Below are 26837 nucleotides of genomic sequence, written 5' to 3' on the forward strand. Positions count from 1 at the left end.
TTCTATCGCTTAACAACGGTGATACCTATGTCAGCAAATCTTGGAGGACAACCAATCTTTATTCTGAAAGAGGGTAGCCAGCGTACCCGCGGTCGTGACGCTCAGTCGGGCAACATTGCAGCCGCAAAGGCCGTCGCAAGCGCCGTAAGGACAACGCTCGGCCCCAAGGGCATGGACAAGATGCTCGTCGACACCATCGGCGACGTCGTCATCACGAACGATGGCGTGACGATCTTGAAAGAGATGGATATCGAGCACCCTGCCGCGAAGATGATGGTCGAGATCGCCAAGACCCAGGACGATGAGGTCGGCGACGGCACCACCACTGCAGTGGTGATCGCAGGCGAGCTCCTGAAGCGTGCCGAGGACCTCCTCGACCAGGACGTGCACCCCACCGTCATCGCTCACGGCTACCGGGTCGCCGCCGATAAGGCGCAGGAGATCCTCAACGATATCGCCGTCGATATCAGGCCCGACGACATGGTGATGCTCCGGAAGCTTGCCGACACCGCCATGACCGGCAAGGGCGCCGAGGCCGCAAAGGAGAAACTCACCGAGCTCGTCGTCAAGGCAATCACGATGGTCGCTGACGCTGACGGCACCGTCGACACCGACTTCGTGAAGGTCGAGAAGAAGGTCGGGGGGTCCATCGAGGACTCCGAGATCGTCGAAGGCATGATCATCGACAAAGAGCGTGTGCACCCCGCCATGCCCCGCCACGTCAAGGACGCGAAGATCCTGCTCCTGAACGCCGCCGTCGAGTTCAAGAAGACCGAAGTCGACGCCGAGATCAGCATCACGAGCCCCGACCAGCTCCAGATGTTCCTCGATGAAGAGGAGCGGATGATCAAGGGCATCGTCGACAAGGTCATCGCAAGCGGTGCGAACGTCCTCTTCTGCCAGAAGGGCATCGACGACATCGCCCAGCACTACCTCGCCAAGGCCGGTATCTTCGCTGTGCGGCGTGTCAAGAAGAGCGACATGGAGAAGCTCGCCCGCGCCACCAGCGGCGCTATCGTCAGCTCCATCGACGCCATCGCCGCCGAGGAACTCGGCAAGGCATGCGACGTCGAGGAGAAGAAGGTCTCCGGCGAAGAGATGATCTTCGTCACCGGCTGTGAGAACCCGAAGGCGGTCTCGATGATCATCCGCGGCGGCACCGAGCACGTCGTTGCCGAACTTGACCGTGCCATTGAGGATGCTCTCCGGGTTGTCAGCGTTGCCGTCGAGGACAAGAAGTTCGTCGCCGGCGGCGGTGCGCCCGAGATCGAGCTCTCGCTCCGGCTCCGTGAATACGCCGCAACCGTCGGCGGACGCGCCCAGCTCGCCATCGAGGCGTTCGCGAACGCGCTCGAGATCATCCCGAGGACGCTTGCCGAGAACGCGGGCCTTGACCCGATCGACATGCTCGTCGCGCTCCGTGCATCCCACGAGAAGGGCGGCAAGAACGCGAAGTACATGGGTCTTGACGTCTTCAACGCGGTATCGGGCGATATGCTTGAGACCGGCGTCGTCGAACCCCTGCGGGTGAAGACCCAGGCGGTCTCCAGCGCCGCCGAGGCCGCCGTTATGATCCTCCGGATCGACGACGTCATCGCCTCATCCAAGTCTGGCGGCCCATCTCCTGAAGAGATGGCCGCCATGGGCGGTGGCATGGGTGGCGGCATGGGCGGCATGGGCATGCCCCCGATGTAAGTTCACCGTACCGACCAACGATACAATCCGGGGGCCATCTCCGGCCCCAGAGCTCTCTTTTCCCCGTCCGGCAAAGTCCGGCAAAGACCGGATTTCGTTTCTACGAGCCACAATACCCTTTCGGGCATCTGAGAGAAGTGCTTTGCCAGAATGGACTCACCCGCTTTAAGATCGGTCAGGCTAAATACCTGCGGATAGACCATTCTTAAAGTAGTATCGGAGCGGGAGGCGGGCATACGAAGCGCGGAGGAGGTACTTGAATGGCGGTAAAAGGCCTGAATCGGCCCGTGATCCCGTTCATGGCCTATCTTCTGGCCGCTATTCTGCTCGCGATGACTCCCGCCATCTGCCTGATCCCGCTCGTTGATTCTGTTGAGGTCTGGCAGGGACTGGAGGCGAACACCAGGGACCTCCGGGCCCAGACTGAGTCCGGGATCCTCCTCTCGATGGGCCTGGTGGATACGGGGTTGAAACTCTTTGATAACACCTTGAACCACGAGATGGAGGAGGCGTTCGGTCCGGTCGTCGCCGAGTACGAACGGGCGGAAGGCAATCCCGGCGCTATGGATCTCTCCCGGGTCAGAGAGGAACTCGACGGCCGGATGGAGATCTACATCATCAACGAGAGCGGTGTTATCGAGTATACCACCTACCTTCCCGAACTGGGTTACGATTTCAGGGAGATCCCGTATTTTTATGATCGCATCACGGAGATCCGGCTCGGTGGCTTCTTCTCGGCCGACAGGGTCGTTGCCGGGATCCCCACCGGAGAGTTCCGGAAGTATGCGTATCTGCCCTCCCCCGACCACCGCTACCTCCTCGAGCTCGGCCTTGCACCGTCTGAGTTCCACGAGTCCCGTATGGCGTTGAAGTATGGGGATGCCGTCAGAGAACTGGTGAACCTGAACCCGGAGATCCTGAAGATCAGGATCTTCGACTGCCTGGGTACACGGATTGTGGGCGAGGAGTGTCCCGATGACGACCGCCGGCTCTCCCTGGTTCGGCAGGCTTACCGGGAGCGGACCACGCTCGAGGTGGAGAACGCCACTGCAAGGGAACTGACCCGGTACCTCTTTGTCGACCTATCAGACAACGATTACGCATCCGATATGAGCATGGTCGTCGAACTGACCTACACCACGAAGGCTGCAGAGGAGAAAGTCGCGGGAATGTTTGCCCGGCAGGGAGGGGTTCTGCTGTTTGGGTTTGCTCTCATCGGCTGCCTCTGTGCCGTTGCCATGCACTCTCTGATACGGCCTGTGCGAAACTTCGTCGAGGATGTCGATCTCATCGCTTCCGGCGACCTGGATCACCCTGTCCGGGTGGGCGGGAGCGAGGAGCTCGTACACCTTGGTGAGAGCGTATCGGCGATGGTTGGATCCCTGAAGGAGACGATACAGAGGGTTCGGGCGTCCGAGGAGGCGATCATCCGGCACAGCCACACCCTCGAAGAGCAGGTCCGTGAACGGACGGCTGATCTCGAGGAGTCCAACCGCATGACAACCCTCCTCCTCGACATCATGCGGCACGACATCAGCAACGCCAACAACGTTGCAAACTTATACGCAGACCTTCTCGCCACCGAGATCGAGGAGGAGGCCGAGGCCGAGTTGCTCCGGAGGGCGAAGGCCGGGCTCGCGAAGAGCATCGAGATCGCCCGGGACGTCAACACCATCCAGCATATAGAGGGAGGCCTGCCGTCGCCCGGCCCGGTCGACCTTGACCGGATCATCAGGGCCGAGATCGAACGTTCTCCCGGAGCCAGGATAACCTACACGGGCCGTCCGGTCGAGGTTCTCGCCGACGACCTCCTCTCCGAGGTTTTCACGAACCTCATCGGGAACGCCGTGAAGTTCGGGGGGCCGGAGGTCGGGATCACGATCCGGGTCGAGGAGCTCGGGGAGGAGGTCGTCGTCTCGGTCGAGGATGACGGCCCCGGCATCCCCGATGCCGTAAAACCGCGGCTCTTCGAACGCCTGAGCCGGGGGACCTACAAGGAGTCCGGAACCGGGCTCGGGCTCTACATCTGCCGGATGCTCATTACGCGCTACGGCGGGGAGATCCGGGTTGAGGACCGGCCGGAGGGTGGCACGGCCATCCGCTTCTCGCTCCGGCGAGCCGGGACCGGAGGGGAGCCATGACAGCGGGTGGTGGACCCCGCCGGTTTGGCGTGTATCTCGCGCTCATCATGATCCTGATCACGCTCCCGGTGATCGGGCTCATGGCGATCCTTGACTACCAGCAGGCCGAACAGGAGTTGATCTCCGGGGAAACCCTGCTCCGCGAGCAGACGGAGAAGAGTGTTGTTCAGTCGCTCTCGCTTGTGGATGCGGGCTTACGACTCTTTGACAGCACGCTGGATCACCGGATGGAGGAGGCGTTCCGGTCGGTTCTCGCCGAGTACGAGCGGGGGGGAGGTGATCCGGGCGCCATGGACCTCTCTCGCGTCCGGGAGGAGATCGGCGATGAGATGGATATCTACGTCATCAACCAAAGCGGCGTCATTGAGTATACCACCTACCTGCCGGACCTCGGGCTTGATTTCCGGGAGATTCCCTATTTTTACGAGCGGATCACGGAGATCCGGCAGGGAGATTCCTTTGAGGCGGATCGTGTCGTTGCCGAGCCGGCAGCCGGGATGCTGCGGAAGTACGCCTACCATCCCTCGTCCGACCACCGTTACCTCTTCGAGCTCGGGCTCGTCTGCAGTTCGGTCGGGGCCGACCGCTACGACCCCCGGTACCAGGTCCTGCAAGAGGACCTCATGCAGTTGAATCCGGCGCTCACCGGGATCCGGATCTTCGACGGTTATGGAAGGATCATCAATGTGACCGAGTCGGAGGGCCCGGTCGAGCCTGCGGCCATCAACCCGGTTGCCGTCGAGGTTTTTGAAGCAAAAGAAGGCAGGACACTGACGGATACCGTCGCCGGCACGCTCACCCGGTACATCCTCGTCGACCTCTCCGATCCCGGCTATCCGTCCGATACGAGTCGGATCGTTGAGCTGACCTACACCACCGCCCCCCTCGACGCCCGGCTCGCAGGGTTGCGGCTCAGTCATACCCTCATCGTGATCGGCGCGTCCCTGCTCGCCTGCTGCATCGCAATCCCGGTATCGCGGCGGATCACCCGGCCCGTCCGGGAGATCGTCGACGACGTCAACCGGATCGCCCGGGGGGATCTCGACCACAGGATCCGCATCTCCACGGGGACCGAGTTCGTCTATCTATCAACGAGCATCGGCGTCATGGCCGATTCCTTGAAGGAGAACATTCGGCGACTCCGTGAGTCGGAGGAGGTCTCACAGCAGTACCACGCCCGGCTTGAGGACCAGGTCCGGGAACGGACGGCCGAACTCGAGGAGTCCAACCGGGCAGCGGCGCTCTTCCTGGACATCATGACGCACGACATCAACAACGCGAACACCGTTTCTATCGGGTATACTCAGCTCCTCGTCGATCAGCTTGAGGGGGAGCGGCAGGAGATGGCGAGAAAGATGCTCTCCCGGCTCGAGCAGAGCTCCCGAATCATCGGCTCCGTCGGCACCCTCCGGAGAGCGAGAGAAGCCGGGGCGGCGCTGACACGGGTAGACCTTGACGGGGTGATCCGGGAACAGGCGGCAGGCCATCCCGCGGTCCGGTACGAGGGTCGCCCGGTCGACGTCATCGCTGACGACCTCCTCCCTGAGGTTCTTCTGAACCTGCTCGGGAACGCGGAGAAGTTCGGCGGGCCGGAGGTCGATATCGCTGTCCGGATCGAGGAACGTGGGGAGGAGGTCGTGGTCTCGATCGAGGATACCGGACCGGGTATTCCCGATGCGATGAAGGGAAACCTCTTCCTCCGCTTCCAGAAGGGGAAGGGATCGCTTTCCGGAGAAGGGCTCGGGCTCTACATCTGCCGGATGCTTGTTACGCGCTACGGCGGGAGGATCTGGGCGGAGGACCGGGTCGAAGGGCGGCCGGAGGAGGGCACGGTCATCAGGTTCACGCTCCGGAAGGCGCCGGAAGAGTAGCGGCCGCTTCCTGCGACCCTTCCCCATCGCGAAGGTTTACGTGGAGTGAAGTCTATGAGTGTTCGCCGATATGAAAACCCCGCTCTCCCGGGTGAAGATGGCCCGGTGCAGACGGCCTGGCCGGCGGATGCATGTCAGTCGATCGACCGCGCGCCTCGTTCCCTCGCATAGTTAATGATCTATGATAAAAGATCGCACACCCGCTCCGGTGGGACGGCCATTTGCGCCTACCCTGATCATAGCCATCCTTCTCATCGTCATCCCCGCCATCAGTCTCCTCTCGGCCTACGACTACCTGCAGACCAGAGAGAGGATGACTTCCGACCTCTCTGTTCTCCAGAACGTCACCGAGAAGAGCATCCGGGAGTCTGTTACGAACGTGGATACCGGGCTCAAGCTCTTTGATAGTTCCCTCAACGAGGAGTTACGGGACGGTTTTTCCCTTTTCCTGCAGGAGTACGATCGAGCGGGCGGGGACCCGTCGGAGATGGATCTTGCAGCGCTCAAAGAGCAGCTCGGGGGTGAGATGGACCTCTATATCATCAACGAATCGGGGGTTATCGAGTACACCACCTATCCGCCCGATCGGGGTCTCGATTTCAAGAAACTCCCGGATTTTTACGCAGAGATCACCCGGATACGTCTCGGGGAGAACTTCTCCCCCGATCGCGTGGTGTATGAGCCCGAGACCGGGCAGATCCGGAAGTATGCCTATATGCCCACCCCTGATCACCGTTACCTGCTTGAACTCGGGCTGGTGCCGGATGCGTTTGTAGAGGAGCGGAGCCAGTTCCGCTCGCAGGAGAGTACACAGGAGTTCGTCACCTTAAACCCGTACCTCGAATCGATCTATGTCTACGATATCTTTGGGAATCTCGTCGGCGAGAACGGGGAGCCCCCCAACACCGAGACCAGGGCGCTCGTCACCGGGACGATCATCCCCGCCCGGGCGGATTACGAGGTGCGGGATACGGTACACGGAGAGCAGATCCGGTATCTCTTCATCGACTTAAAAGACCCGGACTACCCATCCGATCCGAGCGTCGTCGTCGAGTTGACCTACAATACGGCGCTCATCCAGAGCCAGCTCGACCAGATGCTCTACTATCATGCTGTCGTTGCCTTCCTTACGATCGTCTTCTCGAGCGGGATCATCTTCCTCGTGGCCCGCCGCCTCACGCGCCCGATCGAGAGGATCATTGATGATGTCGACATCATCGCGCAGGGAGATCTCAACCATACGATCCGGGTCTCGGCAACCCGCGAGGTCATGCGGCTCGAACGGAGCATCAACACGATGGTCGGGAGCCTTAAACTGGCAATCCAGAATCTCCGGAGGTCGGAAGAGACGATCCGGGGGTACAGCGAGCACCTGGAGGAGCAGGTCGAGGCACGTACGGCCGATCTTGAGGAGTCGAACCGGATGGCGGCGCTCTTTCTGGATATCATGACGCACGACATCAACAACGCCAACAACACCGCGAACCTCTACACGGACCTCCTCATGGATGAACTTGAGGGAGAACCCCGAGGATATGCCGAGAAATTGCAGAAGAGCCTTCAGAAGAGTGTCGAGATCATCCGGGGCGTCAACACCATCCGGCAGATCCAGGAGGAAGAAGCCGTTCTCCGGCCGGTCGCTCTCGACCCCGTCATCCGGGGGGAGATCGCGCACTACCTGGACGTCTCGATAACCTACGCCGGGACCACGGCTACCGTCCTCGCCGACGATCTCCTCGCCGGGGTCTTCACGAACCTCATCGGCAACGCGGCGAAGTTCGGCGGGTCGGAGGTCGATATTGCCGTCCGGGTCGAGGAGCGTGAGGAGGGCGTGCTGGCCTCGGTCGAGGACAACGGTCCCGGGATCCCCGACGAGAAGAAGCCATACCTCTTTGCCCGCTTCAGCGGCGGTGACGGGGAAAAGAGCGGCCGAGGACTTGGGCTCTACATCTGCCGGATGCTTATTACGCGCTACGGCGGGAGGATCTGGGTGGATGACCGGGTGCCGGGCCGGCCGGAGGAGGGTGCGGCCATCAGGTTCACCCTCCAGAAGGCCCCCTGAAGCCCCTCACTCGACGATCTCCTGCACCCGCCCGACCTGGCCGTCCTGGAGCCGGACCTTGATCCCGTGGGGGTGGAAGGACGAGTTCGTCAGGATCTCGGCGACAACGCCCCGGGTGCGCTTTCCGGTCGGCTGGTCGCGCTTGAGCACGATATCCACCGTCATCCCGGGACGGATGGCGGCGCGGTTCTGTCCGTTCATGACCGGGAAGCGGGGGTCACTCCTCCCCGCCGTCCTGCTCTGGTTCCGATCCGTTCTGTCCGGGAAGAACGGTCCTCATCTGCGGGAAGAGGAGCACCTCCTTGATTGAATCCTTCCCGGTGAGGAGCATCACCAGACGGTCGATCCCGATCCCGACGCCGCCCGTCGGGGGCATCCCGTAGCCGAGCGCGTTGATGAAGTCGTAGTCGATCATCTGTGCTTCGAGGTCCCCCTTCCGGCGCTTCGCATCCTGCAGTTCGAGCCGGGCCTTCTGGTCAAGCGGGTCGTTTAACTCCGAGAAGCCGTTTGCCATTTCCATCCCGGCGATGAAGAGCTCGAACCGCTCCGTCAGCCCCTCCTTTGCGCGGTGCTTCTTTGCAAGCGGCGAGTTCTCGACGGGGAAGTCGTAGATGAACGTCGGCTGGATGAGGTGCTCCTCGCCGAAGTGCTCGAAGAAGAGCACCAGGTACTCGCCCCGGGTCGTGGCGCTCTCACAACCCTCCACGCAGTACTCAAGGCCGAACGCCCGGAGTTCTTCGAGGCTCATGGCCCGGACATCGATACCGGCGTACTCCCGCACCGCCTCCTCCATCGAGAGACGGCGCCAGGGCCGGGCGAAGTCCAGGTCCTGCCCGGCATACGAGATCGTGGTCTTCCCACAGACCTTCTCCGCGAGGTGCGCGAAGATCTCCTCGGTGAGGCCCATCATGTCGTTGTAGTCCCGGTAGGCCTCGTAGATCTCCACCATCGAGAACTCGGGGTTGTGGTTGGTGTCGATATCCTCGTTCCTGAAGTTCTTCGCGATCTCGAAGACCTTATCGAACCCGCCGACGATGAGGCGCTTGAGGTAGAGCTCCGGCGCGATCCGGAGGTAGAGTTTCTGGTCGAGGGCGTTGTGGTAGGTCGTGAACGGCCGGGCGTTTGCGCCGCCGTAGATCGGTTGCAGGGTGGGGGTCTCGAACTCCAGGAACTCCCGGTCGAAGAGGAACTGCCGCAGGAGCGATATGATCCTGCTCCGTGCCCGGAACGTCTCGCGGCTCTCGTCGTTCATGATCAGGTCGAGGTAGCGCTGCCGGTAGCGGGTCTCGACGTTCTTGAGCCCGTGGAACTTCTCCGGGAGCGGGCAGACCGACTTCGTCAGGAGTTCGAACCGGTCGACCCAGATGGTGATCTCTCCCATCTTCGTCCGGAAGACATGGCCGACGACGCCGATGATGTCCCCGGCATCGACGTACTGCCGGAAGAGGTCGAACTGCTCCTCCCCGAGGTCGTTCTTCCGGAGGTAGAGCTGTATCCTGCCGCACGAGTCGCCGAGGTCCGCAAAGATCGTCTTGCCGTGCTGGCGGACGATGTAGATGCGGCCCGCGGTGCTGACCTCTTCCTCGCTCTTCTCGTGCCCGATCGCTGAGAACCGTTCCCGGATCTCCTCGACGGTATCCTTGCGCTCGAAGGTGTAGGGGTATACCGTCACCCCGCGCTCGCGCAACTCCTGTATCTTATCGATCTTTGTCGTATCAAAACAGAGTTGATCCGTATCGGTCATAGTGTAAACAGCTCCATCTGTCCTGCAGCCCTCAAAACCCCGATCCCTCGCCGCCGTTCTCCGGGCCCAGGCCGTATGTTCGTGGATAAATTCTGTTATAATGTTCCACCCGGTGATATTAATGTTTGAGTGAACGACTGTCCGTAGGACAGGAGTTCGAGCACCGTCAGGTGCGAGTAACGATGGGCCGAAGGGCCGACGGGTGTTCCTGGCCAGGGGGCCGGAGTTCGAGCACCACCAGGCGCAAGAATCACCCTCCGACAGCAGATGACCGTTCCCGAAATCCCGCCGCCGGCGATGAGACGCAATGCGTAAAACGGTTATAGAGTTACCGTCTATAGTGTGAACATGGAGCGGGGGACGGAGAGGGCGGTGGCGATAGAGAGGCTTGCCGCCGTCATCAGCGAATGCCGGAAGTGCCCTCTCTGGGAGAACACCCATCACGCGGTCCCGGGAGAGGGGAACCCCGGCGCCGACCTCATGCTCATCGGCGAAGCGCCGGGGAAGCAGGAAGACCTCACCGGGCGGCCGTTCGTGGGGCGAGCGGGGAAACTCCTCGAAGGCCTCCTTTTAGGGATCGGTCTATCACGGGACGATGTCTTCATCGCGAACATCGTGAAGCACCGGCCGCCCGGGAACCGCGACCCCCGGGACGAGGAGATCCTGGCCTGCACCCCGTACCTCGAGGAGCAGATCCGTATCGTCGCGCCGAAGGTGATCGTGATGCTCGGCCGGCACTCGAGCCGGTACGTCCTCTCCTTCCTCCCCGTTGAGTTCGACCGGATCACGGAGATCCGGGGAACGGTCTACCCCGGCCTCCTCTTTGGCCACCCGGTCCGCCTCATCCCCACCCTCCACCCGGCCGCCGCGCTCTACAACCCGGCATACCTGGAGGCCCTGAAAGAGGATTTCCGGGTCATCGGGCACGAACTCAGGGGGGCGGGCGGATCTGCGATACAGGACTGATGGAACCATGGCAAAAGAGCGATCATGTGGGGCGGTCGTCGTCCGGCAGGGTACGGATCCCCAGTACCTCATCCTGCAGTATGGGGCCGGACACTGGGACCTGGTGAAAGGGCACGGCAAGCGCGGCGAGAGCGAGGAGGAGACCGTGCTCCGCGAACTGGAGGAGGAGACCGGGATCACCCGGGCCACGTTTGTCTCCGGGTTCCGCGAGGAGATCCACTACTTCTTCCAGCGCCGGAGCCGGACGGTCTACAAAGAGGTCGTCTACTTCTTGATCGAGACCCCGGAGGAGGAGGTGAGGCTCTCGGACGAGCATATTGCCTACCAGTGGCTCCCCTACGGCGAGGCGCTACATGCGATCACCTTCGAGAACTCAAAGCGGGTTGTCGCGAGAGCTCACGATTGCCTGGCCACGGTCAGGAACCAGAAGACCGGATGACTCACTTTCTCACATCTCTCTATCTTCCGGCAGATCCTGCACCTCCTTCCCGAGGAAATAACTCACGACGGTCCTGATGGCGACGAGCGACCCGAGGATGGCCAGGTCCTGAAGCGTCGGTTCGAGGATCGTCTTCAAGACATCGGCGGCGACGAAGAACTCAAGGCCGATCAGGATGCGGGTGGTGAACGCCCACCTGATGTCCCGGTAACTCCGCTCCCGTATGCGGGTCTCCCGCCCCACGAGTTCGACGATCGCGATCACCGCCCCATAGACGATGAAGAGCCCCCCGAACACCCCGAGGACCGTCTCCACAACCCCGATGAACGTCTCAAGCACCATGCCCGGCGGGGGTATCGGTGGCGGGGGGGTTATAGGTTATCGGGGACTCTCAAAGGACCCGGCTTTTGGTCAGGCGCTCTCCGGTGCCAGGGGGACGACGACGGAGAACCCGTTGTAGCGCTCGACCGTGACGGAGACACCGTAGACCGCCTCGATGGTCTCCGGGGTCACCACCCCGGTTCCCCCCGCGGCGTGGATGACGCCGTCTTTCAGGAGGATGAACCGGTCGGCATAGCGGAGCGCCATGTTCAGGTCGTGCATCGTCATCACCGCGGCGACGTCGTGATCCGTCGCCACGCGCCGGATGATCCCCAGGATATCGAGCTGGTTCTTGAGGTCAAGACTGCTCGTGGGTTCGTCCAGGAGGAGGACCCGGGGTTCCTGCACAAGCGCCCGGGCGATGCTCACCTTCTGGAGCTCCCCGCCGGAGAGCTCGTCGATGTATCGCAGCGTCAGGTCCTCAAGGTGGAGCATCCGGACCGCCGCCTCGACGATCCGGATGTCCGCATCGGTTATGTCCCAGCGGATGTGCGGTCGCCGGCCGAGGAGGACGGCATCGAAGACGGTCATCCGGCCGGCCTCGCATCGTTGCGGTACGTAGCCCACGGTTCGCGCGATCTCCATCCGGTCCGCCTTGAGGAGATCCGCCTCCCCGACCAGGACGGACCCGGCCTTCGGCCGCAGGATTGCGTTCATGCACTTCAAGAGCGTCGTCTTCCCGGCGCCGTTCGGGCCCAGGATCGCGAGAACCTGGTGCGGTGAGAGGTTGAACGTAATATCCCGGATGACCGGGTTGCTCCGATAGGTGAACGCTACACCGTTGACGTCGAGGATCATCGCCGGTACCCCCGTATGAGCAGGTAGATGAAGGCCGGTGCGCCGAGGAACGCCGTGAGCACGGCGACCGGGAGGATATACGGCGCCACGATGATCCGGGCGACGGTGTCCGAGGCGAGGAGGAGGATCCCGCCCATCACGCAGGAGCCGGGGATCAGGTAGCGCTGGTCGTCGCCGATGAGCCTCCTCACCATGTGCGGGCAGACGAGCCCCACGAACCCGATGACCCCGAGGAACGAGACGATCACGGCGGTCACGAGCGCTGCTACGACCATTCCGAGATCCCGGACCCGTTCGACGCTGACGCCGAGCCCCTTTGCCGTCTCGTCGCCGGCGTCGATCGCGTTGTAGTTCCAGCGGTTCGCGCCGAAGTAGACGGAGGCCGCCAGCACGACGAGGGCCATGATCCCGAGTTCCTGCCAGCTGGCCCGGCCGACGTCGCCGAAGGTCCAGAAGACGACGGCGGCGAGCTGGGTGTCGTCGGCGAAGTACTGGAGGAACATCGTCCCCGCCGTAAAGAGGGAGGAGAGGGCGACGCCGGCGAGCACCATCACTTCGGGAGTCGCCCCGCATATCCGGGATATGAGCAGGATCACCGCGGTTGCAAGGAGACAGAAGAAGAATGCCACCATCGTCGTCAGGTAGGGATTGTTGATGGTGACGGCGTCGGCGACCGTCGACTGCATCGTGCCGGCGCCGAGGAGGATGACCGAGACGGCCGCCCCAAAGGCACCGGCGTTCGATATGCCGAGCGTGAACGGCGACCCGAGCGGGTTACGGAGGATCGACTGCATGGCGACCCCGGCCACCGAGAGCCCGACTCCGGCGACGATCCCGGCAAGCGCCTGCGGGAGCCGGATGTTCCAGATGATCCGGTCGGTGTTGGAGATCTCGATGACGACGCCGGGGTGGAGGAACGCATTGATCCGGTCGGTGATGCCGTTTGCGAGGGAGAAAAAGACATCATACGGGGGGATACTGACCGCACCGACCGATATGGACACGATCAGGAGGAGGAAGAGGAGGACGATCCCCCCGAGGATCCAGAGGTTTTTACACCGCACGTACCCCAGATAACCCGTGGGGATGGTCCCGTCTGCAAAGTGCATCTCTTCAGACCCTCCTGATCGAGCCCGGCATCAGAGCGGGATCTCCGCGAATCCGAGGTTCTGATACTGGCTGTTCAGGTCGGAAAAGACCGGTTTCCCGATGAAGAAGGTGTAGATCTCATCTGCCTTCTCTTCCGGATCGATATCGGCGAACCGGTCGGGGTAGAGGGTCTTCCCGACGAAGTAGGCGTCGGCGAGGATGGTCTCGTAGTTTGCGCTGTAGAAGTTGTACGGGAGGACGCCGTAGATCCGGCCTTCCTTCGCGGCGGAGAGGCCCTGGAGCGCGGGATCGTTCTTCATCTCACCGATCGCTCCACCGCTCTCCATCTGGGTCGTCCCGGCGTCGATGAAGAGGTATTCGGGATCCCAATCGACGAGCGCCTCTTTTGCGACATCGGCGTGGTCCGTGCCGAGGCCGGTGGCGACGTTCTTCGCGTGCACCCAGGAGAACGGCGGGTAGGCGGGTTCGGTGGAGATGATGCCGTGGGCACCAGCCGAGGAGACGCCGCCGACGTAGGCGGCCTTCTGTTCGGCCTCGGGGATGTCGGCGGTCCTGCTCTCGAGGTCGGCTATCGTCGCCTCGATGTAGGCGATCACCTCTTCGGCGCGGCCTTCCTTTCCGAGCACCTCGCCCATCACCCGGAGACTGCCATACATCTCGGCCTTCTCGGCGTCGTTCCTGAGTGAGCCGTAAGGGAGCGCCACGACGGGGATGCCGGTCCGCTCCTGGAGCTTGTCGGCCTCGGCGATGCTTGTCCCATATGCCGTTCCGACACTGGCCTTGAAGACGACCGCCGGCCCGATCCCGATGATCTTCTCGGGGTCGTCCTTGCCCCGGAACTCACCGATCAGGGGGAGAACTTTGAACTGCGACCCGTAAGCGAGGGCATAGGGCCGCCCCTCTATCGTCTGTTCTTTCTTCTCGATGTCGTCGACACCGGCGACGAGATCCTGGCCCTGGAGGTAGACGAGGTAGCGGAGGCATCCTGAGCCCGAGCAGACGACGCTCTCCGGCGGCGATGGGACGGCGACCGTCCGGCCGACGCCATCGGTGATCGTGGCGGTCTGGCCGATGGTCGGGTCGGCCCCGGTGCCGGTACACCCGGCGGCGAGCGCGGCGAGAATCAGGGCCGCAAGCATCACGGCCGTGAGGAGTCCGGTGGATCGGAATGGAGGCATACAATTCCCAATTATTGTAACACTGTTTATTATATCTATCGGATTAACGCCTACCCGGTGTGACTTATTTTCGATTCGTATTACTCGTGGGGGATGGTTTTGGACATCCGGGCCGTAGTCTGCCCGACCACTCCTTCATCCACCCGGTCGGCCCCGGAGATGCGGGAGAAAAACCCCTGTGGTTGGGACCCCGGACCTCTCCGGGACGGTTCAGCAGCCCGTGCAGCAGCGATCCAGCCCCTTTTTGCCGGGCCGGAGAACTATTATGGGCGGCCGGACTAACCCCTGCACCAGGAGACCGGTCATGCACCCCGGCACGACCGGCATACCGTGAGGAGGAGAGATGCCGGAGAGGATGTTAAGCGAATCAGAAGGGTACCGCCTGTTGGAGGCGTGCGGGATACCCGTGCCGCCCCATCACCTTGCCACCAGCGCCTCTGATGCACAGGCAGCCGCGGAGCGGATCGGCTACCCGGTCGTCATGAAGATCGTCTCACCGCAGATCGTCCATAAGAGCGACGCCGGCGGGGTTATCACCGGGGTCGAGAGTCCCGAAGAGGCCGAAGAGGCCTACCACACGATCCTGAAAAACGCCGCCGCCCATGCCCCGGAGGCGACGATCGCCGGCATCATCGTGGAGAAGCAGATGCCCGCAGGACTCGAGGTGCTGATCGGCGGAAAGACCGACCCCTCGTTCGGGAAGGTCATCACGTTCGGCCTCGGGGGGAAATTGGTCGAACTCCTGGAGGACGTCTCCATCCGGGTGCTGCCCGTCGACGGCGACGACATCAGGGCGATGATCCGGGAGATCGAGGGCTACCGGCTCATCCAGGGATACCGGGGGGAGCCGCCGAAGGACGAGGAGGCGCTCGTCCGGATCATCGCGAAGATGGCGCGGCTCTTCATCGAAGACCCCCGGATCCGGGAGTTCGACCTGAACCCGGTCATCCTCTACGAAGAAGGCGCGAGCGTCGTCGATGCGCGGATCATCGTCGGAGACACCGCCGTGTCCGGCGCCGCCCGCCTCAGTCTCAGGGCACCCCCGGACCTCCTCTCTCCGTCATCCATCGCCGTGATCGGCGCATCCGCAAGCCCGAACAAGGTGGGCTATTCCGTCCTCCGGAACCTGCTCTCCTTCCCCGGAGACCTCTATCCGGTCAACCCGGCCCGGGCGGAACTCTTCGGGCGGAAGGCCTACCCCTCGGTGAAGGATATCCCGGCCCCGGTCGACTGGGCGGTCGTCGCCGTCCCCGCCCGCCTCGTCCCGGAGGTGATGGCAGAGTGCGGGGAGAAGGGCGTCCGGCTCGCCATCATCGTCACCGCCGGGTTCCGCGAGATCGGCGGTGCCGGCACGGCCCTCGAAGAGGAGGTCATGAGGGTTGCACGCAGGTATGGGGTCCGGGTCATCGGCCCGAACTGTCTCGGGGTCATGATGCCGCATATGGGGATCAACGCCACGTTCGACCCGGTCTCACCGAGGGCAGGGGATGTCGCCTTCATCTCACAGAGCGGCGCGGTCATCACCACCGTCGTCGACTGGAGCCTCCCGGAGGAGTTCGGGTTCTCCAGTGTCATCAGCGTCGGCAACCAGGCGGACCTCGGGTTTGAGGACTACCTCCGGTTCGCCGAGCAGGACGAGAAGACCCGGTCCATCACCCTCTACGTCGAGGAGATCCAGGACGGACGCGGATTCATGCAGATCGTACGAGATGTCGCCGGGAGAAAACCGGTGGTGGCGGTGAAGTCCGGGTCGTCCCGGAAGGGCAGGGCTGCGGCGTCATCCCATACCGGCTCGCTTGCCGGGAGTTATGATGTCTACGTTGCAGCGCTCCGGCAGGCGGGGGTGATCGTGGCCCGGAGCCTGCGGGACGCCTTCAACCTCGCGGAGCTCCTGGCGTCCGAAGGCTACCCGCAGGGGAAGCGGGCGATCGCTGTCACCAGTGCGGGCGGGTTCGCCGTCCTCGCCTCCGACTACGCTGAGGCGCACGGGGTCGATATGGTCGACCTCCCCGACGAGGTGCTCCGTGAACTCAATGCGTTCCTCCCCCCGTTCTGGAACCACGCAAACCCCATGGATATCCTCGGGGACGCCGACGCCACCCGGTTCGCCGCTCTCTTCGATGTGCTGATCCGGCACCAGGAGTTCTGGGACATCGTCTTCGTGATCGCCGTGCCGACCACGCTCGTGGATCCGGCGCATGTTGCAAACGAGATCGTCCGGCTCTCCCGGAACACGGAGAAGATGGTGGTGGGCTGCATGCTCGGCGGCGACAGCATCCGGAGCGGTCTGCACATCCTCCGGGGCTGCCGGATCCCGAACTTCGAGGAGCTTGAGGATGCGTTCAAGGCGGTGGGAAGCATCCTTGCTGTCAGGACCGCCCGGGCGGGCGAGCAATCCCGCCCGCCCCGCGATGGGGAGTGTCCGGGCGGCGGGCGGTAACGTCCGCGCTCTCTCCTGATTCCGGGAAACCTTTTTATATACTCCTTCCTTACTCCGGCGCATAGGAATGACGGAACACTACCGGGGAGACGAATACGGATGCAGTTTGAGAAGATAAAGTCCGAGATCCTCGCCCACAACTCCTATATCATCGGGGCGGGTGGGGAGGCGATGGTCATCGATCCCAGGCGCGACTGCCAGGTCTATACAACCCTCGCCCGGAGCTGGGATGTGAAGATCACCAGGGTCTTTGAGACGCACAAGAACGAGGACTACCTCAGCGGCTCCCGGGAACTTGCCCGCCCGACCGGGGCGGAGATACTCCACGGGACGCGAGAGGAGTTCGGGTTCGGCACCGGCGTCCGGGACGGCGATACCTTCGATATCGGTCCCCTCGAGATTGAGGTCATCGAGACCCCCGGCCACACCATAGAGAGCATATCGCTCCTGCTCCGCGACCGGTCCGTCTCCGACAACCCGCTGATGATCTTCTCCGGCGACGCGCTCTTTGCCGGGGATGTGGGCAGAACTGATCTTGCCGGCGAGGACCGACGGCGCGAGGCCTCGGAGATGCTGTATACAAGCCTGCACAAGAAGATTCTCCCGCTCCCGGGCGGCGTGATCGTCTGCCCCGCCCATGGAGCGGGGTCGGTCTGCGGCGGGAATATCAGCGACCGGGAGTACACGACCATCGGCTACGAGATGGCGACGAACCGGATCCTCTCGATGGGGAGAGAAGGTTTCGTCGAGTACAAGATGAACGAACGGCTTTATGCCCCGCCGTATTTTGCGACGATGCACCGGCTCAACCGGAAGGGCCCGCCCCTGATCTACAACCTTCCGCACCTTCGGCCCTACTCGGCTCGCGATATCCGCTCTCTCCTCGAGCAGGGTGCCCAGATCGTCGATATCCGGTCACCGACAAGTTTCGCCGGTGGGCATATCTCCGGGACCCTGAACATCTGGCGCGAGGGCCTTCCCCTCTACATGGGCTACTTCTTGAACTACAAGGACCCGATCGTCCTGGTGGACGACTTCAACCTGGATCTCGATTCCGTGGTGCGCCACTTCGTCCGGCTCGGTTACGACAACATCGCCGGTTACCTCGCCGGCGGGTTCGGCGCCTGGTTCAAGCAGGGCGAGGATGTCGAACGAGCTGGCACCTGGTCGCCCTCCGACCTTGCTGAGCACCTGGGCGACCCGTCGGTCTATATCCTCGACGTCAGGAATATCAACCACCGGGAGGAGGACGGCCACATCCGGGGCTCCCACCACATCTACGTCGGAGACCTCGAGGAGCACCTCGCGGAGGTCCCGGAGGACAAAAAGATCGTCGTCCACTGCGACGCCGGGTTCAAGGGGAGCGTCGCGACGAGCATCCTCGAAAAGAACGGGTTCTCAAACGTGGTCAACCTGCTCGGGGGCACCATCGGGTGGAAGGCGGCGAACTACCCGCTGGTCAAGGAGGAGGAACCCCTCCAAGCCGCTCCGGCGATCTAACCCTGGATGGAGCGTTATTGGGGGGGATCACTCCGCCCGCGTCTCCTCCCACCCAATGCAGACCCTGACCGGCACCGCGTGCATGAGTGCCGCCACGACCGGCGAGCGCTGGTAGGCACGGTCCACGAGTTCCTGGATCTTCTCCCGGGACGCGTCGGCATCCACCCGGACGGTCAACCGGACCTCGTCCAGCCCCGGCCGGGTATCCCCGATCTCGAAAACGCGATGCGTTTTCTCGTGCTCTGTTCCTGTGGAACGTCGCATACGGAAAAACCCCGCAAGGTCGAGATCGCCCTCGACGTCGATCTCGATCAGGTCGACCTCGATCCCCTCCTCTGCCGCGCTGTAGGCGATACCGACCGCGATGCAGGCCGAGAGCCCCGTGAGCACCAGTTCCGTCGGGCTCGGACCCCGGTTGGTCCCACCGATGACGACCGGTTCGTCGGCGGGAACGGCAAAGTTCCGGACGATCGTGGTCGAGTGCGCACCCCCGTTCCAGCTCGTGATGCCGGAGAGGGTCCGTCTGCCCACCGCTGGATCCTTCCGCATCGCGTCCGTAAGGGTCTTCACCCGCTCCATATCGACCCCGTTTCGCATCATAGCAACAACCTCCCGTGCGGGACCTCGCCGTCAGACGACCGGTTCCGGCGACCTCTCCCGCGACCGCATAAGCCGCAGCATCTCGTCGATATCGGTCGTCGGGATGTCGCAGGCGTAGTTGGTGCAGACGTACGCCGTCGCCCTCTCCTCGATCATCACGATATCCCGGGTGAACCCGGCTACCTCCACGATCTCCGGGCTCTCTACGCCCGCGGGGCGGAAGATGACGACGACATCAGGCGTATAGTGCGAACGGATGGCGCGGACCATCGCCGTTGTGTCCTCTCTACCCGGCACCCCGGTGACGATCACCTCGTAGTTCGGCCCCAGCATGAACTCGAGGCCCGTGAGGAAGTGGGCGTGGGCGGCAGGGGCCGCGTTGATGGTCCCGGCAAAGGTGCTCTTCATCCTGTCGGCCGTCTCCTCGAACTCGAGGTTCGCCGTCATCCGCCCGAGGACGAAGAGGGCATACATGGCCACGCTGTTCCCGGAAGGGATCGCCCCGTCATAGACCGGTTTCTGCCGGACAGGGGCGTCCCCATCGTCCGGCGCAAAGAAGAACCCCCCACCGTCGCAGTCCCGGTAGTGGGTGAAGAGGTCCCGGGCGAGTTCGGTGGCGGTAGCCAGGTAACCCGGGTCAAACGAAGCCTCGTAGACCTCGATGAGGGCCCAGAGCATGAACGCGTAATCGTCGAGCGTCGCCGGAAGGCCTGCCTCGCCGTGCCGGTAACGGTGGAGGAGCCTCCCGTCCGGGAGGCGGAGACTGGAGAGGACGAACGCGACCGCCTTCTTTGCCGCTTCCAGGTATGCCGGATCGTCGAAGACCCGGGCCGCTTTTGCGAGAGCAGCGATCATGAGAGCATTCCAATCGGTCAGGATCTTGTCGTCCTTTGCCGGGCGGATCCGCTCCTCCCGGGCTGCAAAGAGTCTCTGCCGGGCACTCTCCACGGACCATGCCAGGTCCTCCTCTGAGCTCGAGAACTCATGGGACCAGGATGCCAGCGGTCGGCGCATGCGGAGGATGTTCTTGCCCGTCCGCCTCCCGCCGGGCTGTTCCCGGTAGTTGCCGGGCTCCGTGACGCCGAAGATCCGGGAGAATCGCTCCCCCTCCTCCTCCCTGAGGAGATCGAGGATCTCGTTCTTCGTCCAGAGGTAGAACTTCCCCTCCTCACCCTCGCTGTCCGCGTCCTCCGCCGAGTAGAACCCGCCGGCAGGGTCGTTCATCTCCCGCAGGACATAGGCGATCGTCTCCCGGGCGGTCCTGGCAAACTCCTCCCGCCCCGTCGCGAGGTAGGCCTCCGTATACGCCATCACGAGGAGCGCCTGGTCGTAGAGCATCTTCTCGAAGTGCGGGACGAACCACTCCGCATCGGTCGAGTAGCGGTGAAACCCGAACCCGACCTGGTCGAAGAGCCCGCCCCGCCGCATGGCATGCAGCGTCTTCTCGACCATCATGTAGGCCGGCTCCTTGCCGGTCCGGTACCCGTACCGGAGCAGGAAGATGAGGTTGTGCGGGGTCGGGAACTTCGGTGCATCCCCGAACCCACCGTTTTCCCCGTCAAAGACCCGGAAGAACGTCTCGTAAGCCTCATCGAGGGCCCCCTCCCCGAGTTCGTTCTCGACCGGCGGGGTGCGGGCTGCGTTCCTCAACGCCTCCATCACCTGAGCGCCGGCGCTCTCGAGTTCCTGCCGCTGGCTCTGCCAGACCTTGCTGATCCGGGGGATGAGGTCCAGGAGGCCGGTCATCCCGTACCGGCTCTCTTTCGGGATGTAACTCGCTGCGAAGAACGGTTTTTTGTCCGGGGTCATGAAGATGGTGAGGGGCCATCCCCCGGTCCCCGTCAGCGCATGAGCGGCTGCCATGTAGACCTGGTCGATATCCGGCCGCTCCTCGCGGTCCACCTTGATGCAGACGAAGAGATCGTTCAGGAGTTTTGCAACCTGCGAGTCCGCAAACGACTCCCCCTCCATGACGTGACACCAGTGGCAGGCCGAGTAGCCGATCGAGAGGAAGATCGGTCTGCCCTCCTCCCGAGCCCGGAAAAACGCCTCGTCACCCCAGGGGTACCAGTCGACGGGGTTATGGGCGTGCTGGAGCAGGTATGGGCTCTGTTCGTGGATCAGCCGGTTCGGAGGCGATTCCTCCTGCACCGGTGCTTCTGGCGCTTTCGGGTCGTGTCCGCGTGCCGGGTTCATACTCCTGACGTGCGAATGCAGGCTAATAAAGGTGACTCTTCCGCGCGGCCGGGGCACTCCGGAACGTGAGATACCGCCCTCTCGCCGCCGGGGAGAAGATGACCCTGCGGCCCGCGTAATGAAAAAAGAGAGTGCTGGCCAGGACCGGCCACCAGCTCACTCTGCTATGGGGATCTCCTTGGTCTCCTCTGCGACCGGCTGTACGTAGGGGGCGTCCACGGCCAGAAGGCCGTTCCTGAAGGTCGCCTTCGCCCTGTCGGGATCGACGGGGCAGCCGATCGCGTAAGTCCCGACGTACCGGACGTCGCCGCGGGCTGCATCAATGGAAAAACTGGTCTCCTGCATCTTAAAGGTGATATCCTTCTTATCGACGCCCGGTAACTCGATCTCGATGTGAAGGTTCTCCTCATTCTCATCTGAGTAAGCACAGACATAGGGTGCGACTCTCAACGCTGCCATCTCATAACCTCCTTGACGGCAAGAGAGGTGCGGGTTTGCTATATAACGTTTGCCTCACATCGCGTTCCGGCCCGGTAGGGGCACGGCCGTCCCGCAGGGCGGGAGATCGCACGTCAAAACGAGTGGGTCTGCTCTCTTCGTAAAAAGGGGGGGGTCAGCGCTCCTCGCGGACCATAGCGATGGCCTGCTTCGGGCACTCGTTTGCGCAGATGCCGCACCCCTTGCAGTAGTCGAGGTCGACGTTGAGTTCCTCGTCGATGACCCCATCAGGGCAGTACTGGGCGCAGAGCCCGCAGGCGTTGCACGCCTCCCTGTCGACCACGGGCCGGAACGTTCTCCAGGACCCTGTCTTCCCCGAAGAGGCCTCCGTCGGCCTGCTGAGCGCAAGTCTCTCTCTCATACCTTCAGCTCCTTATACGCCGCTTCAGCAGCTTTCACGTTCCTCTCGTCGGTAAACATCTCCTGGATCGCCGTCCGTGCCGAGGGCAGGGTGATCACACCCATCTTCGCGAGCGCCCCGAGCACCGGGGTGTTGAGGATGGGGCTCCCGGCGACCACCAGGTTCTGTGCGAGCGCGATCCCCGTCAGGTCGACGTTCCGGCAGGTCCCGTTGCACCCGGGGAGCGGGTGGGCGCTGTTTAAGAGGACCGCCCCGCCGGGTTTCAGGCCCTCCAGGACGTCCACCACGTCCATGATGCTCGTATCGAGGACGATCACGAGGTCCGGTTCATGGATCTGGCTGTAGATCTTGATCGGTTCATCGTCGATCCGGACGAACGAGACGACCGGCGCCCCGCGTCGCTCCGCCCCGTAGAATGGGCAGGCCGTTGCATGTTTTCCGTCCCTGAACGCCGCGAGGGCGAGGAGTTTTGCGGCGGTGACACCTCCCTGCCCGCCCCGGGAGTGGATCCGTATCTCATACATGGTCGCTCACCCCGAACCAGGTCTCCTCACCCGGATGCCGGTTCCGGACAAAGTCTGCGATATCGTTGTAGGTGACCTCCTGGCCGCCGAGGCCGGCGATCACGCTGTAGGGCTCGATGCCGGTCTTCGACCGGATGGAGTGCGCCACCACGCCCCCGAAGCCGAAGGAGTAGTCGCGGTCGATGACGACGACCTCCCGGCCGGCAAGGTCGAGGTCCGGGAAGGGGCGGAACCAGCGCAGGCGCATGGACCCGGCCTTTATTCCCTCGTCGCGGAGGAGGTCGACCGCCACCTCCGCCTCTTTGCCGAGCGTCCCTATCGCGACGACGACGACGTCGGCATCCTCGCACCGGTAGTCCTCGGTGGGGCCGTAGGAACGGCCGAACCGTTCGCGGAACTCGCGCTCGACCTCCGTGATCACGCCCCGGGCATCACGCATCGACCGCTCGATGTCCCAGCGGAACTTGAAATAGTCGTTTGAGAAGGTCATGGGGCCGTAGACGCAGGGGTTCTCCGTATCGATCGCGTGTGGGAGGTGGTAGGGAGGCAGGAAGTCGCCGGGCTCCACGGTCTCAAGCGACTGCGTGATGTGGCTCAGCGAGAACCCGTCCAGGTTGACCATCACCGGCAGGATGACCCGCTCGTCCTCGGCGATCTTAAACGCCATCAAGGTGGTGTCGTAGGCTTCCTGGACCGTGCCCACGAAGACCTGCAGCCAGCCCGTGTCGCGCTGGGAGAAGGCATCGGTGTGTTCCGCCCAGGTGTTCCACCCGGGTCCGAGGGCGCGGTTGACGTTCGCCATGACGATCGGCAGGCGCGCGCCCGCGGCCCAGTGGACCATCTCGTGCATGTAGAGGAGGCCGTGCGAACTCGTCGCGGTGAAGGTGCGGACGCCCCCGGCGCTTGCTCCGATGCAGGCGGCCATCGCCGAGTGCTCGCTCTCCACCGGGATGTACCGGCTCTCAAGGGCGCCGGAGGCGACGTACTCGGCGATCTGCTCGACGATCTCGGTCTGGGGGGTGATCGGGTATGCGGCGATGACGCCCGGCTTTGCGGCCTTCACCGCATCGGCCACCGCCTTGTTGCCGGTCGCGATCGTCAGCATGTGCCGGCCTCCTCACGGGCGAAGCGCTGGATGTTCCGTTCAACCTGCTGGCGCATCTCGTCCAGGACCTCCGGGCTCGTGTTCTTGAACCGGCCCTGGCCCTTGAGGTAGTCCTCGAGAGGCGCAGGTTTCCTCATCGCAGTCTTCGACGGGCCGTTGATCGTGAGTTTCCCGAACTCACGCTCATACAGGATCCAGGTTCCGGTCTTCACCGCCAGTTTCCCCATCTCGACCGTCTTCTCCGTGGGGTAGCGCCAGCCGGGCGGGCACGGTGCGAGGATGTGGATGAACTTGGGCCCTTCGATCGAGAGCGCCTTCTTCACCTTCTTGTAGAGGTCGAGCGGGTAGGCGCTGCAGGCGGTCGCCATGTAGGGCGGGTTGTGCGCCTCGATGATCCGGTCGAGGTCCTTCTTTGCCGTGGGCTTGCCGCCGGGCGTGGTGGTGGTGCGCGCACCGAGCGGTGTTGCGCCCGACCGCTGCATGCCGGTGTTGCCGTATGCCTCGTTGTCGTAGCAGATGTACAGGAAGTTGGTCCCGCGCTCGAACGCCCCGGAGAGCGACTGGATCCCGATATCGACCGTGCCGCCGTCGCCCGCGTAGACGATGACGTTGGTCTTCTTCCCGAGCGTGCTAAAAGCGTTGCTCATGCCGGAGGCGCAGGCAGCGGCCGCGGCAAATGCTATATTATAGACAGGCACGTTCATCGCCGTGCCGGGGTAGGCCCCCTGGATGACGCTGGTGCAACAGGCGGGCACGACCAGAACGGTATCGGGGCCGGCCGCTTTCAGCACGTAACGCAGACAGAGGGAAGAGCTGCACCCCGCACAGGCGGACGTACACTTGTAGAGATACTCTTCCTTTGGAATAGCTGACAATTGTTTACACTCCTCTCACTACAATATCTGTCATCATTTGTAATGAGAGTTTTGCGATCTCAAACCCGGACTCTCAACGGTCGTTCGAAGGAAGGACCGGGAAAATGAGTCGGCATAACCGGGCCGGAGCCGGGGCGCGAGAAGGCCGCCGGGCCGGGATCATCATCGCCCGGCCAGGTCTGGCGGGGAATTCCCCCCTCATCACCTCCGTTTCAGTTTCCTGCATTCCCGCCGGGTGCTTGCCTCTTCTGCACCGGCCCCTGCCGGAGGGAGCGGCGGATCATGCCGGCGTAGCACTGCAGGCAGAAGGGCGTGAAGAACCAGACGCCCATCTCCAGGATGGGGAGGAGACCGTTGTTGCGTATCCGGTAGCGGTAACTCTCGTAGTTCATCCTCATGTAGACCGGCGCGATCTCTTCAAACCACCAGGCCCGGGTGAGCCCGCCCTCAGCGACCGGCCGCGAGACCTCGGCGACGAGGGCCCGAATCTCCTCACCCCGGTCTCCCTCAACGAGGCGAGGCCGGAAATCATCGTCGATGATGAGCGGTGTCACCTCGTACTCACCGACAACGCCGTCTTTCTGCAGGTCGACCGTGAGGATGATCGCCTCCCGCGAGAGGTTGTGGGGCCACTGCGGTTCGAACTGGAACATGCCAAGCGAGTAGGCGATGAGCCCACCGTGGTAGCGTTCAATCGCCTGCACCGTATGGGGGTGGTGCCCGAGGATCAGCGTGACCCCCGCATCGATGAGCCGGTGAGCAAGATCGATCTGCGCGGGGGACGGGTAGTAAGCCATCTCCGTCCCCCAATGAAGCGATATGACGATATGATCGCACCGACCCACAAGAGAGGCGATATCCTTAAAGATATCATCTTCGATCAACCGGTTGACCGAGACGTCGCGGGATATGGCCAGTTTGCCGATCGTGTAGCCGGCAAACCCGATCGAGAGGCCGTCCTTCTCGAAGATGACCGGCTCCTGTCGGTCTCGCGTCGCCGATCCCCCGACCGCGAGCATGCCCCGGCTCTCGAGGGCATCCAGGGTATTTTTGAACCCTTCCGCTCCGCGATCGCTGGAGTGGTTGTTTGCAACACTCAGAACGTCGAACCCGGCGTCCACGAGGTAACGCGCTGCATCGGGAGCCGTGAAGATCACGTGGTGCTTCTCCGCCTGCTCCCCCGTCTCCGAGAGGGTAGTCTCCAGATTCCCAAAGAGGATGTCCTTCTTCTTGAGGAGGTGCATGACCTCCCCGAACGGGTGCTGGTCGTTCGCCGCCCTGACCCAGAGATCTCCTACTGCCATGAGTCTGATTGGTTTCTGCATCTCTTCTCACACCGAAAGGCCCCACTGTTCCAGCGGCAGGTCCTGTATCAGGAACCGGTACTTGCCGCGCCGGGTGCGGGGGATCTTCCCGACGAAGCGGACGGTCAGGTCCACGTCGCCTTCAAACTTCTTTCCGAGTTCCTGGAGAATACGTTCCGTATCCTGGTCGGTATACCCCGGTTTCTTTACGATCCGCATCAGGACCTCCCCCTCCCTCATCTGGTAGAACTGGAACTGCGCAACGTTGTCGAAGACGTCGGAGTGCATGTTCACCGCCGTCATCGATATGAGCCGGTGATTCCTCGTCACGATGAACTCGTGCAGGCGCCCTTCCACGCTCTCGAGGAGGGGGTAGGCCCGGCCGCAGGAGCACTGCCCCTCTGCGGCGACCGCGACGTCCATGGTCCGGTAGCGGATGAGGGGGCAGATGGGGTTCATGAGGCCCGTCGTGACCACCTCCCCCATCGCGCCCGGCCCCTCGACGGGCCGGCCGTCCCGTCCGATCAGTTCGACGATGCCGTATTCGGGGAAGATGTGGTAACGGGTGTTCTCCTCGCACTCCCCGGCGAGCACCGTCTGTTCGGAGTTCCCGTACCAGGAGAAGACCCGGCACCCGAACGCCCCGGCGAGCAGGTCCCGCTGCCAGGGGTAGAGGTTCTCGGACCCGCAGAGGACTGCCTTCACCGTTGGGAACGGCGCGATATTGTGCTCGCGCATGTAGCGGGCCAGGATCACGGCGATCGACGGGTAGGCCTGGATGAACCGGGGCCGGAACCTCCGGATCCGGTCGATGTAGGCCGGCAGGGTCTCCTCGGTCATCTGGTGGGAGGACATCAGCAGCCACCGGCCGAAGAGCGCCTTCTTCCAGAACGTCCCCTCCTTCGGGGTTCCGACGATGTAGCCCCGGAGGACGACACACCGGTCGGTGAACCGGTAGCCGACGCGGTCCCACTGGGTCTTCATGAACGCCCATTCGCGGGCGCGGGAGGCGCCCCGCTCGTAGTAGAATCCGACCGGGATGCCGGTGG

23 protein-coding genes are annotated in these 26837 nt (G+C 63.1%); 8 read left to right on the plus strand and 15 right to left on the minus strand.

Translation table 11 applies throughout. The annotated features are described in order from the left end of the window. The first annotated feature begins 27 nt into the window (after positions 1-27). The 4 genes from thsA to V6K60_RS10575 all read left to right on the plus strand — a co-directional run bounded on the left by thsA (position 28) and on the right by V6K60_RS10575 (position 7769). A complete protein-coding gene (gene thsA, locus V6K60_RS10560; protein ID WP_332450484.1) occupies positions 28-1695 on the plus strand; it encodes a thermosome subunit alpha in 1668 nt (555 codons plus the stop codon). 260 nt (positions 1696-1955) lie between these two features. After that, positions 1956-3836 carry a sensor histidine kinase gene (locus V6K60_RS10565; protein WP_332450485.1) on the plus strand — a complete coding sequence of 627 codons (1881 nt, stop codon included), beginning with the start codon at positions 1956-1958 and terminating at the stop codon, positions 3834-3836. Next, positions 3833-5707: a sensor histidine kinase gene (locus V6K60_RS10570; RefSeq protein WP_332450486.1), complete on the plus strand. Its 1875-nt coding sequence runs from the start codon at positions 3833-3835 to the stop codon at positions 5705-5707. Before V6K60_RS10565 ends, V6K60_RS10570 begins: the two co-directional genes overlap by 4 nt. A 208-nt stretch (positions 5708-5915) precedes the next feature. Then, positions 5916-7769, plus strand: coding sequence for a HAMP domain-containing sensor histidine kinase (locus V6K60_RS10575; protein WP_332450487.1), 1854 nt, complete (start codon positions 5916-5918; stop codon positions 7767-7769). A 6-nt stretch (positions 7770-7775) separates the two neighbouring features. On the opposite strand, the gene V6K60_RS10580 is transcribed toward V6K60_RS10575, so the two are convergent. Then, positions 7776-7970, minus strand: a complete 195-nt coding sequence (locus V6K60_RS10580; protein WP_332450488.1) for a YwbE family protein — start codon at positions 7968-7970, stop codon at positions 7776-7778. 16 nt (positions 7971-7986) lie between these two features. Beyond that, positions 7987-9513 carry a lysine--tRNA ligase gene (lysS, locus tag V6K60_RS10585; protein WP_332450489.1) on the minus strand — a complete coding sequence of 509 codons (1527 nt, stop codon included), beginning with the start codon at positions 9511-9513 and terminating at the stop codon, positions 7987-7989. A gap of 348 nt (positions 9514-9861) precedes the next feature. On the opposite strand from lysS, the gene udg reads away from it, so the two are divergent. Then, positions 9862-10479: a type-4 uracil-DNA glycosylase gene (gene udg, locus V6K60_RS10590; RefSeq protein WP_332450490.1), complete on the plus strand. Its 618-nt coding sequence runs from the start codon at positions 9862-9864 to the stop codon at positions 10477-10479. Between the two features lie 7 nt (positions 10480-10486). Next, entirely contained in the window at positions 10487-10918 is a 432-nt protein-coding gene (locus V6K60_RS10595; RefSeq protein ID WP_332450491.1) for a bis(5'-nucleosyl)-tetraphosphatase, read from the plus strand. 9 nt (positions 10919-10927) lie between these two features. Here V6K60_RS10595 and V6K60_RS10600 read toward each other — a convergent pair whose 3' ends face one another. The 4 genes from V6K60_RS10600 to V6K60_RS10615 form a co-directional block, all read right to left on the minus strand. After that, positions 10928-11260, minus strand: coding sequence for a DUF1622 domain-containing protein (locus tag V6K60_RS10600; protein ID WP_332450492.1), 333 nt, complete (start codon positions 11258-11260; stop codon positions 10928-10930). Between the two features lie 69 nt (positions 11261-11329). Next, positions 11330-12097 carry an ABC transporter ATP-binding protein gene (locus tag V6K60_RS10605; RefSeq protein ID WP_332450493.1) on the minus strand — a complete coding sequence of 256 codons (768 nt, stop codon included), beginning with the start codon at positions 12095-12097 and terminating at the stop codon, positions 11330-11332. Continuing rightward, entirely contained in the window at positions 12094-13206 is a 1113-nt protein-coding gene (locus tag V6K60_RS10610; protein ID WP_332450494.1) for a FecCD family ABC transporter permease, read from the minus strand. Before V6K60_RS10610 ends, V6K60_RS10605 begins: the two co-directional genes overlap by 4 nt. A gap of 30 nt (positions 13207-13236) precedes the next feature. Continuing rightward, positions 13237-14385, minus strand: a complete 1149-nt coding sequence (locus tag V6K60_RS10615) for an iron ABC transporter substrate-binding protein (RefSeq protein WP_332450495.1) — start codon at positions 14383-14385, stop codon at positions 13237-13239. Positions 14386-14728: 343 nt separating this feature from the next. Between V6K60_RS10615 and V6K60_RS10620 the strand changes: the two genes are divergently transcribed. Both V6K60_RS10620 and V6K60_RS10625 read left to right on the plus strand, forming a co-directional pair. Further along, complete coding sequence (locus V6K60_RS10620; protein ID WP_332450496.1) at positions 14729-16825, plus strand: acetate--CoA ligase family protein; 2097 nt, start codon at positions 14729-14731, stop codon at positions 16823-16825. Between the two features lie 99 nt (positions 16826-16924). Next, a complete protein-coding gene (locus V6K60_RS10625) occupies positions 16925-18325 on the plus strand; it encodes an MBL fold metallo-hydrolase (protein WP_332450497.1) in 1401 nt (466 codons plus the stop codon). Between the two features lie 27 nt (positions 18326-18352). Here the strand turns inward: V6K60_RS10625 and V6K60_RS10630 are convergent, their stop codons facing one another. From V6K60_RS10630 to V6K60_RS10670, 9 genes are all read right to left on the minus strand, one after another. Further along, on the minus strand, positions 18353-18925 hold the full coding sequence (locus V6K60_RS10630; RefSeq protein WP_332450498.1) for an OsmC family protein: 573 nt from the start codon (positions 18923-18925) through the stop codon (positions 18353-18355). Between the two features lie 30 nt (positions 18926-18955). After that, the gene (locus tag V6K60_RS10635) at positions 18956-21121 is read right to left on the minus strand and encodes a thioredoxin domain-containing protein (protein ID WP_332450499.1); all 2166 of its coding nucleotides are present in this window, start codon (positions 21119-21121) and stop codon (positions 18956-18958) included. A gap of 156 nt (positions 21122-21277) precedes the next feature. Beyond that, a complete protein-coding gene (locus V6K60_RS10640) occupies positions 21278-21580 on the minus strand; it encodes an Hsp20/alpha crystallin family protein (RefSeq protein ID WP_332450500.1) in 303 nt (100 codons plus the stop codon). A gap of 154 nt (positions 21581-21734) precedes the next feature. Then, complete coding sequence (locus V6K60_RS10645) at positions 21735-21980, minus strand: 4Fe-4S binding protein (protein WP_332450501.1); 246 nt, start codon at positions 21978-21980, stop codon at positions 21735-21737. After that, positions 21977-22504: a 2-oxoacid:acceptor oxidoreductase family protein gene (locus V6K60_RS10650; protein WP_332450502.1), complete on the minus strand. Its 528-nt coding sequence runs from the start codon at positions 22502-22504 to the stop codon at positions 21977-21979. The genes V6K60_RS10645 and V6K60_RS10650 overlap by 4 nt, the downstream gene beginning before the upstream one ends. Beyond that, a complete protein-coding gene (locus V6K60_RS10655; RefSeq protein ID WP_332450503.1) occupies positions 22497-23609 on the minus strand; it encodes a transketolase C-terminal domain-containing protein in 1113 nt (370 codons plus the stop codon). The genes V6K60_RS10650 and V6K60_RS10655 overlap by 8 nt, the downstream gene beginning before the upstream one ends. Beyond that, a complete protein-coding gene (locus V6K60_RS10660; RefSeq protein ID WP_332450504.1) occupies positions 23603-24484 on the minus strand; it encodes a thiamine pyrophosphate-dependent enzyme in 882 nt (293 codons plus the stop codon). Before V6K60_RS10660 ends, V6K60_RS10655 begins: the two co-directional genes overlap by 7 nt. Before the next feature lie 212 nt (positions 24485-24696). Then, a complete protein-coding gene (locus tag V6K60_RS10665) occupies positions 24697-25809 on the minus strand; it encodes a CapA family protein (protein WP_332450505.1) in 1113 nt (370 codons plus the stop codon). 6 nt (positions 25810-25815) lie between these two features. After that, the coding region (locus V6K60_RS10670; RefSeq protein WP_332450506.1) for a phenylacetate--CoA ligase family protein at positions 25816-26837 on the minus strand (1022 nt) is incomplete at its 5' end.

It is taken from the genome of Methanoculleus sp. (assembly GCF_036677455.1).
Lineage (GTDB): Archaea > Halobacteriota > Methanomicrobia > Methanomicrobiales > Methanoculleaceae > Methanoculleus.

Excerpts from the sequence above, each read along its gene's own strand:
- thsA (WP_332450484.1), top strand. The coding sequence starts at position 28 with ATGTCAGCAAATCTTGGAGGACAACCAATCTTTATTCTGAAAGAGGGT.
- V6K60_RS10565 (WP_332450485.1), top strand. The coding sequence starts at position 1,956 with ATGGCGGTAAAAGGCCTGAATCGGCCCGTGATCCCGTTCATGGCCTAT.
- V6K60_RS10570 (WP_332450486.1), top strand. The coding sequence starts at position 3,833 with ATGACAGCGGGTGGTGGACCCCGCCGGTTTGGCGTGTATCTCGCGCTC.
- V6K60_RS10580 (WP_332450488.1), bottom strand. The coding sequence starts at position 7,970 with ATGAACGGACAGAACCGCGCCGCCATCCGTCCCGGGATGACGGTGGAT.
- lysS (WP_332450489.1), bottom strand. The coding sequence starts at position 9,513 with ATGACCGATACGGATCAACTCTGTTTTGATACGACAAAGATCGATAAG.
- udg (WP_332450490.1), top strand. The coding sequence starts at position 9,862 with ATGGAGCGGGGGACGGAGAGGGCGGTGGCGATAGAGAGGCTTGCCGCC.
- V6K60_RS10595 (WP_332450491.1), top strand. The coding sequence starts at position 10,487 with ATGGCAAAAGAGCGATCATGTGGGGCGGTCGTCGTCCGGCAGGGTACG.
- V6K60_RS10600 (WP_332450492.1), bottom strand. The coding sequence starts at position 11,260 with ATGGTGCTTGAGACGTTCATCGGGGTTGTGGAGACGGTCCTCGGGGTG.
- V6K60_RS10605 (WP_332450493.1), bottom strand. The coding sequence starts at position 12,097 with ATGATCCTCGACGTCAACGGTGTAGCGTTCACCTATCGGAGCAACCCG.
- V6K60_RS10610 (WP_332450494.1), bottom strand. The coding sequence starts at position 13,206 with ATGCACTTTGCAGACGGGACCATCCCCACGGGTTATCTGGGGTACGTG.
- V6K60_RS10615 (WP_332450495.1), bottom strand. The coding sequence starts at position 14,385 with ATGCCTCCATTCCGATCCACCGGACTCCTCACGGCCGTGATGCTTGCG.
- V6K60_RS10620 (WP_332450496.1), top strand. The coding sequence starts at position 14,729 with ATGCCGGAGAGGATGTTAAGCGAATCAGAAGGGTACCGCCTGTTGGAG.
- V6K60_RS10625 (WP_332450497.1), top strand. The coding sequence starts at position 16,925 with ATGCAGTTTGAGAAGATAAAGTCCGAGATCCTCGCCCACAACTCCTAT.
- V6K60_RS10630 (WP_332450498.1), bottom strand. The coding sequence starts at position 18,925 with ATGATGCGAAACGGGGTCGATATGGAGCGGGTGAAGACCCTTACGGAC.
- V6K60_RS10635 (WP_332450499.1), bottom strand. The coding sequence starts at position 21,121 with ATGAACCCGGCACGCGGACACGACCCGAAAGCGCCAGAAGCACCGGTG.
- V6K60_RS10640 (WP_332450500.1), bottom strand. The coding sequence starts at position 21,580 with ATGGCAGCGTTGAGAGTCGCACCCTATGTCTGTGCTTACTCAGATGAG.
- V6K60_RS10645 (WP_332450501.1), bottom strand. The coding sequence starts at position 21,980 with ATGAGAGAGAGACTTGCGCTCAGCAGGCCGACGGAGGCCTCTTCGGGG.
- V6K60_RS10650 (WP_332450502.1), bottom strand. The coding sequence starts at position 22,504 with ATGTATGAGATACGGATCCACTCCCGGGGCGGGCAGGGAGGTGTCACC.
- V6K60_RS10655 (WP_332450503.1), bottom strand. The coding sequence starts at position 23,609 with ATGCTGACGATCGCGACCGGCAACAAGGCGGTGGCCGATGCGGTGAAG.
- V6K60_RS10665 (WP_332450505.1), bottom strand. The coding sequence starts at position 25,809 with ATGCAGAAACCAATCAGACTCATGGCAGTAGGAGATCTCTGGGTCAGG.